Consider the following 1,303-nt stretch of genomic DNA (forward strand, 5'->3'; position numbering starts at 1 on the left):
CTCACCCGCATCGCCCTCGACGACCCCGCCACCCCCTCCGTCCTGGAGAACACCGCCCGGGCGGTCAACGAGCTCAACGACCGTGAGCTCATCGCCATGGTCGAGCCGTTCCTGTCCTCCTGGCAGGACGGCCGCATCCGCAACGACCTGTCCACCGACGCGGTCGTCAAGTCGGTGACCATCGCCTCGGGACTGGGCCGGCGCACCGCCTACACCTGGCTGAAGCTGCCGGTCGTGGAGGACATGGAGCGCGTCCTGGCCTCCTCCACCCTGCCGGCGCTGCTGCTGGGCGGCGAGGTCAAGGACGCGGAGGCCGCGTTCGCGTCCTGGGGCAAGGCCCTCAAGCAGCCCACCGCGCAGGGTCTGGTCGTGGGCCGCTCGCTGCTCTACCCATCCAACGGCGATGTGGCCGGTGCGGTGGACAAGGCGGTGAGCCTGCTGTGAACGGAACGAGCAAGTACCACCTGCCCAAAGGGACCGCCGCCGATGGTCCCTACGACCTCGTCGTGACGCCGGAGTCGGCGGGCTGGGGATACTCCGGCCTCAGGATCCTGACCCTGACTCCGGGTGAGGCGCACTCAGTCTCGACCAGTGACTCGGAGTTCCTGGTCCTGCCGCTGACCGGTGCCTGCAACGTCACCGTCGAGGGCAAGGTCTTCGAACTCGCAGGCCGGGCAGGGGTGTTCGCCTCGGCGACCGACTTCGCCTACCTCCCCCGCGAGACGGAGGCCCTCATCAGCAGCGCGCATGGTGGGACGTTCGCGCTGCCCTCCGCCCGTACCGAGCGGAGCTCACTCTCCGCTCGGTACGGGCGCAAGGAGGACGTGCCCGTCGAGCTGCGCGGGGCCGGCGCCTGTTCGCGTCAGGTCAACAACTACTGCCTGCCGGGCACGTTCGAGGCCGAGCAGCTGCTGGTGTGCGAGGTCCTCACCCCGGGCGGCAACTGGTCCTCCTACCCGCCCCACAAGCACGACGAGGCACGCCCCGGCGTCGAGTCGGAGCTGGAGGAGATCTACTACTTCGAGGTCTCCGGGGACAGCGACGGCTTCGGCTACCAGCGGGTCTACGGCACCCCCGAGCGGCCGATCGACGTCCTCGCCGAGGTCCGCTCCGGCGACACCGTCCTCATCCCGCACGGCTGGCACGGACCCTCGATCGCCGCCCCCGGCTACGACCTCTACTACCTCAACGTCATGGCAGGCCCCGGCCAGGACCGCGCCTGGCTGATCTGCGACGACCCCGCCCACGGCTGGGTCCGCGACACCTGGAAGACCCAGGACGTCGACGACCGGCTGCCCTTCGA

General features: G+C 70.0%; 2 protein-coding genes. Both read left to right on the forward strand.

Annotation, left to right across the window (positions count from 1 at the left end):
- A partial coding sequence (locus ACWD4O_RS48755) for a Cgl0159 family (beta/alpha)8-fold protein (RefSeq protein ID WP_451289595.1) occupies positions 1–444 on the forward strand: 444 nt, incomplete at its 5' end.
- Positions 441–1,303, forward strand: an 863-nt coding sequence (gene iolB / locus ACWD4O_RS48760) for a 5-deoxy-glucuronate isomerase (protein WP_451289596.1), incomplete at its 3' end; no start/stop codon positions are given. The genes ACWD4O_RS48755 and iolB, both read left to right, overlap by 4 nt.

The organism is Streptomyces sp. NPDC002623, from assembly GCF_053592635.1.